The organism is Bradyrhizobium australafricanum, from assembly GCF_020329495.1.
GTDB classification, from domain to species: domain Bacteria; phylum Pseudomonadota; class Alphaproteobacteria; order Rhizobiales; family Xanthobacteraceae; genus Bradyrhizobium; species Bradyrhizobium australafricanum.
In genome coordinates, this window is the sequence record NZ_JAGKJL010000142.1 from 1 (window position 1) to 6,283 (window position 6,283).

General features: G+C 64.6%; 6 protein-coding genes and 1 pseudogene. 2 read left to right on the plus strand and 5 right to left on the minus strand.

Going from position 1 to position 6,283, the window contains the following annotated elements; genetic code table 11:
• Together J6525_RS45785 and J6525_RS45790 are read right to left on the minus strand one after the other, a co-directional pair.
• Nucleotides 1–177: transposase (locus J6525_RS45785; RefSeq protein WP_225649198.1), on the minus strand; the 177-nt coding region annotated here is incomplete at its 3' end.
• A gap of 213 nt (nt 178–390) precedes the next feature.
• Nucleotides 391–1,341, minus strand: a complete 951-nt coding sequence (locus tag J6525_RS45790; protein ID WP_225649541.1) for an AraC-like ligand-binding domain-containing protein — start codon at nt 1,339–1,341, stop codon at nt 391–393.
• 150 nt (nt 1,342–1,491) lie between these two features.
• Between J6525_RS45790 and J6525_RS45795 the strand changes: the two genes are divergently transcribed.
• The gene (locus J6525_RS45795) at nt 1,492–2,145 is read left to right on the plus strand and encodes an isochorismatase family protein (protein WP_225649542.1); all 654 of its coding nucleotides are present in this window, start codon (nt 1,492–1,494) and stop codon (nt 2,143–2,145) included.
• Between the two features lie 200 nt (nt 2,146–2,345).
• Here J6525_RS45795 and J6525_RS45800 read toward each other — a convergent pair whose 3' ends face one another.
• Both J6525_RS45800 and J6525_RS45805 read right to left on the minus strand, forming a co-directional pair.
• Nucleotides 2,346–3,572 carry an ABC transporter substrate-binding protein gene (locus tag J6525_RS45800; protein ID WP_225649543.1) on the minus strand — a complete coding sequence of 409 codons (1,227 nt, stop codon included), beginning with the start codon at nt 3,570–3,572 and terminating at the stop codon, nt 2,346–2,348.
• Between the two features lie 44 nt (nt 3,573–3,616).
• Nucleotides 3,617–4,819 (minus strand): cytochrome P450, encoded by a 1,203-nt coding sequence (locus J6525_RS45805; RefSeq protein ID WP_225649544.1) that lies wholly within the window; start codon nt 4,817–4,819, stop codon nt 3,617–3,619.
• A gap of 82 nt (nt 4,820–4,901) precedes the next feature.
• Here J6525_RS45805 and J6525_RS45810 point away from each other — a divergent pair, with 82 nt between their 5' ends.
• A complete protein-coding gene (locus J6525_RS45810) occupies nt 4,902–5,426 on the plus strand; it encodes a MarR family winged helix-turn-helix transcriptional regulator (RefSeq protein ID WP_028340491.1) in 525 nt (174 codons plus the stop codon).
• Between the two features lie 600 nt (nt 5,427–6,026).
• Here J6525_RS45810 and J6525_RS45815 read toward each other — a convergent pair.
• Nucleotides 6,027–6,283: pseudogene (locus J6525_RS45815) on the minus strand (IS701 family transposase); the annotation flags it as partial.

Sequence of the window (6,283 nt, forward strand, 5' to 3'; positions counted from 1 at the left end):
AACGATATAGAGGATCGCTTCGATCACACGACGCAGCTCCGTCTTACGCGGCCGGCCGCGCCGGTTCGCTCGCGGCAACAGGCGTCTGATCAGCGCCCACTCCGCATCGGTCATATCGCTTGCATAACGCAGATCGTCCCGCCGATATTGCTCCCGAGTGATCTTGGTCCAGGGCATCGTGCTCTCCCTCGAATCTTTGCAAATCCGATGGAATCACACCCCACTGAGATCACTCACCCATTTTTCAGTCAGGCTCTCAGGAGCGCGCTCTTGCGCGCGTCTCGAAGGATGCACGGCCACCAGCCGGGCCGTCGCCCTTCGAGACGCGCGTTCCGCGCTCCTCAGGGTGACGGATTGGGGCCGGTGCACGACGCAACAAACCGCAGCCCCTCACCCCATCACCTGATGCGGCGAGCGGCCGAAGGCGGCCTTGAAGGCGCGGCTGAAATGCGAGACGTCGCTGAAGCCGAAGCTCAGCGCGACATCGGTGACATGGCTGAAGCGCCGCTCGGCCAGCGCCTGATAGGCGGCGGCGAGGCGCTGCTGCCAGAGCCAGCGGATCGGCGTCGTGCCTTCGCGCGCGAACAGGCGATTGAGCGTGCGCGGCGCCATGCTCTGCGCCGTGGCGATCGCATCGAGATCGAGCCCGGGATCGTCGAGATTGGCCAGCATGTAGGCCTTGACCCGCGCCAGCCTTTCGTCGCCGCGCTGGAGCCCGTCGTCCGTCAGCTCGGTCTGCAGCGTGGTTGCGAAAATATCGAGCGCCGCCGCGCCAAGCCGTATCGCTGCAGGTCCGGCCGCGTCATCGAGCCGCGTCAGCCGGCGGATCAGCGATCCCGCCAGCGCTCCCACTTTCGACGCGTTGCCGACCCGCCGCGCCGTCAGGCGCTGCGCATCCGGCAGGCGTGCGAGCAGCAGCGGCCGCGGGATCGACACCATGATCGCGCGCGCGCTCGGGGCGAATTCGAGCGTGAACGGCTGCGCCTGGTCATGCAGCATCAGATCGCCTCGGCGCATGTGCACGTCGCGGCCGCCCTGGGCGAAGCTGACCTCGCCGCGCAGCGTGAGCCACAGCATGAAATAGTCGCGCGGATCCCTGCGGACGTCACTCGCGCTGCGCATCACCCGGATGCGGTCGGCGGCCGGCGTCGACGACCAGATGTCGTTGATGGCCAGCGGGCCGAGATGGCGGATCGAGATCGACGCCTGGAACGCCTCGTCGGCGACGCGGCGGCATTCGGTCAGCGAGAATTCGCGGCAGGTGACGTGATGCCAGCGGTCGAAACTGTCACCCGGCGCAACAAGCGTTTGCGCGACGACTGTGTGATCTGGGGTCTGCATCGGACCTTGCTCCCGCCCAACCCGGCAGCGGGACATTCTGCGTCCAGCCCTCCCTTCTGGCAAGCAGAGACCAGCGACTGGCCGGCGCAGCCAAGAACGGCCGCCGCAGCCGGTGTAGAAAATATCTCCCACCAGGAGAGGAGGCACCATATGGGCTACCAATGCGAAACCATCGATCCGGCGCGAACCGTCATGATCGTTGTCGACATGCAGAACGATTTCGTGGCCGAGGGCGCCAAGCTGCGTTCGGCGCAGGCCGCTGCCATGGTGCCGCGGCTGGCACAGACCCTGAAGGCCTGCCGCGACAAGGGCATCCGCGTCGTCTACACCGCGCATGTGCATCGCCGCGACGGCAGCGACATGGGGCTCTATGACGATCTCTATTCGCCGATCGCCGACCGGTCGTCGCTGGTCGACGGCACCGAGGGCGTCGAGATCTTCAACGACCTCGCGCCCGCGCCCGGCGAGCATGTCATCAAGAAGCACCGCTACAGCGCGTTCTTGGCCACCGATCTCGATCTCATCCTGCGTGAATGGGGCACCACCACGGTGATCATCTCGGGGACCACGACCGAGAACTGCTGCCACGCCACCGCGCGCGACGCCATGTTCCACAATTACAAGGTCGTCTTCCTGTCGGACGCGACCGGCACGTTCGACTATCCCGATGTCGGCCAGGGCGCGCTGTCCGCCGAGGAGGTACACCGCGCCACGCTGACGATCCTCGCATTCTCAACCGCACATGTGATGACGGCGGCCGAGATGCTGGCGCGGGTGAAGGTGGCGGGTTCGAAGGCGGCGTAGCGAGTTCACGAACAGCGCATCGCACATTCGGTCTGCCTCTCCCCTTGTGGGAGAGGCCGGATCGCATGAAGCGAAGCGCAATGCGATCCGGGTGAGGGGTTGCGGTCTCTCCGGTCCGTACGCCGTGTGGAGAGATACCCCTCACCCCAGCCCTCTCCCACAAGGGGAGAGGGAGCGCAGCAGCATTCGCGGCGAAGAGCTCACTTCACCAGTGAGCAGCCGCCATCGGCCAGCGGGCGGAACGCCTGGTCGGCCGGGATGGTCGCGATCAGCTTGTAATAGTCGTAGGGGTACTTCGACTCTTCCGGCTTCTTCACCTCGAACAGATACATCGGGTGGACGACGCGACCGTCCTGGCGGATCGTGGTGTCACCGAACAGCTTGTCCTTGCCCTTGAAGGTCTTCATCTGCGGCACCACCGCCTTGGCGTCGTCGCTGCCGGTGGCGGCAACCGCGTTGAGATAGGCGAGCGTCGAGGCGTAGACGCCGGCCTGGTTGCCGCTCGGCATCTTGCCGTTCATGCCGGGACGCGCGGCGAAGCGCTTTGCGAACGCGCGGGTGTCGTCGTTCATGTCCCAGTAGAAGGCTTCCAGCAGCTGCAGGCCCTGCGCGACCTTCAGGCCCATGCCGTGGATGTCGTTCACGAACAGCAGGAACGCCACCATGGTCTGGCCGCCCTGCTGGATGCCGAACTCGGCCGCCTGCTTCACCGCATTGATGGTGTCGCCGCCGGCATTGGCGAGCCCGATCACCTTTGCTTTCGAGCTCTGCGCCTGCAGCAGGAACGACGCGAAGTCCGACGTGCCGAGCGGATGCTTGCTCGAGCCCAAAACCTTGCCGCCGTGCTTCTCGATGTAGTTGGTCGCTTCAGCTTCAATGCCTTTGCCGAGCGCATAATCGACGGTCACGAAATACCAGTCCTTGCCGCCGCGCTGCATCATCGCGGCCGCGGTGGTGTTGCCGGTGGCCCAGGCGTCGTTGACCCATTGAATGGTGTTCGGCGAGCAGGCCTTACCGGTGAGATCGGAGCTCGCGGTCGACGACGCCAGGAACGTCATCCTTGAATCGCGCAGGATGGTGTTGATAGCGAGCCCGACCGCCGAGTTCGGCACGTCGACGATGGCATCGACGCCTTCGACATCGAGCCATTTGCGCGCGATCGCAGATCCCACGTCGGCCTTGTTCTGGTGATCGGCATAGACGATCTCGACCTTGATGCCCTTGCCGCCGCCGCCAAAATCTTCCGCGGCCATGCGCGCGGCTTCCACCGAACCCATGCCGTTGGTGTCCTGGAAGATGCCGGAAATGTCGTTGAGCACGCCGACGCGGACCACGTCGCCGGAAATCTCCGCGCGTGCGCTGCCCGCGACGCAGGCCAATGCCAGCGCAAGTCCAATCCTAGATCGCCCAACCCCGAAGCCCCTCATAGTCTCCTCCCTTGCCTCGCTCCTCAGCCAGCTCCGATGTTTCGTCAGGCCGGCGTGATCTCGACCGGCAGGCTGCTGAGCCCGCGCAGCGTGTTGTTGAAAAGGCGCTTCGGCTCGCCGGTGATGTCGATCCTGGCGACACGACGCGCCAGCGCCGCCATCATCACCTCGCCTTCGAGACGGGCGACGAGCTGGCCGACACACATATGGATGCCCGAACCGTAGCCGACGTGGCCCGACGTACGACGGGTGATGTCGTAGCTGTCGGGCTGCTCCCAGCGGCGCGGATCACGATTGGCCGCAGCCAGGAACATCAGCACCTTCTCGCCTTCAGGAATGCCGGCCCCACTGAGCTCGACGTCGCGCGTCGTGGTGCGGAAGAAAGTCTGGACCGGACTTTCGAACCGCACAGCTTCCTCGAAGGCGTTGCGCGCCAGCGTCGGATCGGCGCGCAACCTCTGGAACTGGTCGGGAAAGCGGGCGAGGCAGTAGACGGCGGCGCCGATGCCGTTGACCGTCGTGTCGAGACCGGCCGACAGCAGCGAGCGCACCAGCAGCGGCGCCTCGGTCGCGGTAATGGCGCCGGTATCGACATGGGCGTGAATGCAGGCGCCGATGCCGCCCGGGGTGAGATTGTCGCGCTGGCATTGCTCGGCAACATAGGCCTGATGCGGCGCCGAGCGCTCGATCGCCTCCTTGCGGAGCTCGTTCGGCGGGCCGAAGGCATTGAACACCAGACTGGCGTAGGGCAGCAGATGCTCGCGGCCCTCCGGCCTCAGGCCGAGTGCATCCGGGAAGATCGACAACGGATAGGCTTCCGCAAGGTCCGCGATCGCGTCGAACCTGCGCTTCTCCAGCAGCGCATCGAGGCGGGCCTCCGCGGCGGCGGCAAATTGCCCGCGAAGCTGCTTCATCACGGTCGCCGACAACACCGTGCTCAGCACGGCGCGGGTCCGGGTATGGGCGGGCGGGTCGGCCTCCAGGATCAGGCTCGCCGGCCGCCACGGCTTCTCCTTGGAAAAGTCGCTGAGGCCGACGCCGCGACTGGAGCAGAAGGTCGCGGGGTCGTTCAGCACCGCATGGACCTCGGCGTAGCGCGCCACGCCATAGACATTCCACTTGTCGAGATAGACCACCGGCCCGGCCTCGCGCAGCCGCTCATGGGTCGGGAATGGATCGGCGAAGAACTCGAGCGCGAACGGATCGACGTCGAGATGCGGGACGGACGCAGCTTCTGTTGCAGTCATCGGGACCTCCCGAGGTTTGATCTTGTCAACACGGGCCGCATATCTATTGCTCCCGGACAGTTTCGCAGCGATGATTTGAGAGATGAGCAGCCAGCCCCTCCCCCGAAAGCCCCGCCGGCCGAGACCGGCCGATCCCGCAGACGCCAGTGACGGCCCGCTGCTGGACCTTGATCGCTATGTGCCGGCGTTCATCACCTTCATCGGCAACAAGCTGTCGAACAGCGCCACCGCGTTTTACCAGAAGAATTTCGGCGTCAACGTCACCGAGTGGCGAATCATCTCGCAACTGGCGATCGAGCCGGGCATTCCCGCCTCCCGGATCTGCCAGGTGATCGGCTTCGACAAGGGGCCGGTCAGCCGCAACCTCGCGGCATTGCAGAAGCGCGGCCTGCTGACCATCCGCACCGCGCCGGACGACGGCCGCACCCATTCGATCACACTGACCGCGCGCGGCCGCGCCATCCACGACAAGGTCATCGTCGCGGCGCTGGAGCGCGAGCGGCGGCTGCTGGCGTGTCTGAAAAAGGACGAGCGCGAGGTGCTGATCGAGCTGCTGCGCCGGCTGCACGAGAATCTCGGCGCCGTCACCGGGCAAAGCACGACCTGACGGCGCAGCCGGGCCACGAGCGGCGCGCTGCGCCCCCACGGTCTTCGCCCGATCTTCCATGCGTGCCGTTGGCGCCGTGCTGCGCAACATTCTCCTCCCAAACGCGTGGCCGTTGACCGGCCCTGTCCCTATGGGTGCGGAAACTCGCACAGCTTAGTTGCTATGGCAACTAAAAACGCAGCCGCGTGCAGCGCGGCAAGTGGAAGCAGCGGGGACCTGGCGGGTTGGACAGCTGAAACTTGGATGATCCGTGCCACAAACGCGGTGTCGTCCCGGCCTCCGAGCCGTGACCCATAACCACAAATGCTGATTATCGCATGTCGGCGGAACGACGAACTTTGTTCACAATTTCGGCCGCGGAGTATGGGTGCCTGCTTCCGCACTAGCGTATATACATATCCTCCGCAGTCTTTCCGGAGTCTTCTCAAAGAGTTGGCCGAAAACCGCAGAGAACTTACCCATCTGCACTAGGGTTGCGCCCGCCGATTTCGGCTCTCGCCTAGTAGCTAACCCCTTGATGATGAGTCGGTTTTCTAGCCTCGAAGAGATGTGTAAATGCCCTAGCACTACTTTGGCAGATTGTGTTTTCGCCGCTGTTTTTCACGGATCTGCTTTCGGCAATATGGGCACTGCTGAGACGGCGGCCGAAGGATGAGATCGACGATGGCGTGACGTACGGCTGGCATGGTTGGCTGAGGCGGAGGCCCGTTGATTCTTTTTTTTCCGCCCCGCGTATGCGAGGCGACGATGTTGCAGGAAGGCGTAGGCAATCATTGTCATCAAGGCGTGGCGATGAAGACCTTGCCATGATCGCCCTTCGAAGTGATCAAGTCCAAGTTCCTCCTTCAACTGCTGAT

Coding starts and splice junctions, on each gene's coding strand:
- J6525_RS45790 (WP_225649541.1), bottom strand. CDS start 1,341: ATGCAGACCCCAGATCACACAGTCGTCGCGCAAACGCTTGTTGCGCCG.
- J6525_RS45795 (WP_225649542.1), top strand. CDS start 1,492: ATGGGCTACCAATGCGAAACCATCGATCCGGCGCGAACCGTCATGATC.
- J6525_RS45800 (WP_225649543.1), bottom strand. CDS start 3,572: ATGAGGGGCTTCGGGGTTGGGCGATCTAGGATTGGACTTGCGCTGGCA.
- J6525_RS45805 (WP_225649544.1), bottom strand. CDS start 4,819: ATGACTGCAACAGAAGCTGCGTCCGTCCCGCATCTCGACGTCGATCCG.
- J6525_RS45810 (WP_028340491.1), top strand. CDS start 4,902: ATGAGCAGCCAGCCCCTCCCCCGAAAGCCCCGCCGGCCGAGACCGGCC.